This is a genomic window from Nguyenibacter vanlangensis, from assembly GCF_013376155.1.
In the GTDB taxonomy this organism is placed as follows: Bacteria; Pseudomonadota; Alphaproteobacteria; order Acetobacterales; family Acetobacteraceae; genus Gluconacetobacter; species Gluconacetobacter vanlangensis.
The window spans coordinates 1-1,173 of sequence record NZ_JABXXP010000814.1 but is presented as its reverse complement, the minus strand read 5'-3'; the positions used below and the strand labels follow the sequence as shown (position 1 = coordinate 1,173).

1 protein-coding gene is annotated in these 1,173 nt (G+C 71.0%); it reads left to right on the top strand.

Annotated elements, in window-relative coordinates; genetic code table 11:
• Positions 1-1,173 (top strand): copper resistance system multicopper oxidase (locus HUK84_RS19275; protein ID WP_176641652.1); only part of this gene is annotated, 1,173 nt, incomplete at both ends.

Here is a 1,173-nt window from a genome sequence, read left to right as displayed (position 1 = left end):
CTTCGCCCTGGCGGTCGAACAGGTCCCGGTGGCCATCACCGGCCGCCGCGCGCTGGCCACCGGCAACAACGGCACGATGCCCGCGCCCACCCTGCGCTGGCGCCAGGGCGACAGCGTCAGCCTCACCGTCACCAACCGGCTCGTGGTTCCCACGTCGATTCACTGGCACGGCATCCGCCTGCCCGCCGCGATGGACGGCGTGCCGGGCCTCAGCTTCGACGGCATCGCGCCGGGCGACAGCTTCACCTACCGCTTCCCGGTCCGGCAGAGCGGCACCTACTGGTATCACAGCCATTCCGGCTTCCAGGAACAGACGGGCCTTTCCGGCGCCCTCGTCATCGATCCGCCGGACGGCGCCGCGCCGCGCGCCGACATCCCTCCCGCCGACCGCGACTACGTGCTGCTGCTGTCCGACTGGACCGACGTCGATCCGGCGGACATCGTCTCCAATCTGAAATTCCAGAGCGACTATTATAATTTCCGCCAGCGCACCCTGGGCACGTTCCTGCGCGATACCGCGCGGCAGGGGCTGGGCGCCACCCTGCGCGACCGGCTTGCCTGGGGGCGGATGAACATGGCGCCCACCGATATTTCCGACGTCTCGGGCATCATCTACACCTACCTGTTGAACGGACTGCCCCCCGGCGCCAACTGGACCGGCCTGTTCCGGCCCGGCGAATGCATCCGGCTGCGGGTCATCAACGCCGCGTCCATGACCCTGTTCGACGTCCGCATCCCCGGCCTCGCGATGACGGTCGTCCAGGCCGACGGCAATGACGTCGACCCGGTGCCGGTCGACGAATTCCGCATCGCCCCGGCGGAAACCTACGACGTGCTGGTCCGCCCGGACCGGCCCGGTCCCTTCACCATCTTCGCCCAGTCCGAGGACCGCACCGGCTTCGCCCGCGGCACCCTGGCCACCGCCCCCGGCCAGTCCGGCCCGATCCCGCCGATGGACCCGCGCCCGATGCGCACGATGATGGACATGGGGATGGGGATGGGCACGGGCATGACGATGCCCCGCGCGCACACGCCCCCCATGGCAATGCCCGCGCCCCCGGGCTCCACGCCGGGATCCTCCACATCGCCGCGACCGGGCGTCGAAGTCCAAAGCGTCGCCCCCATGCCCGCCGGCCGCCTGGCCGAACCCGGCGACGGGCTCGCGGGCAACGG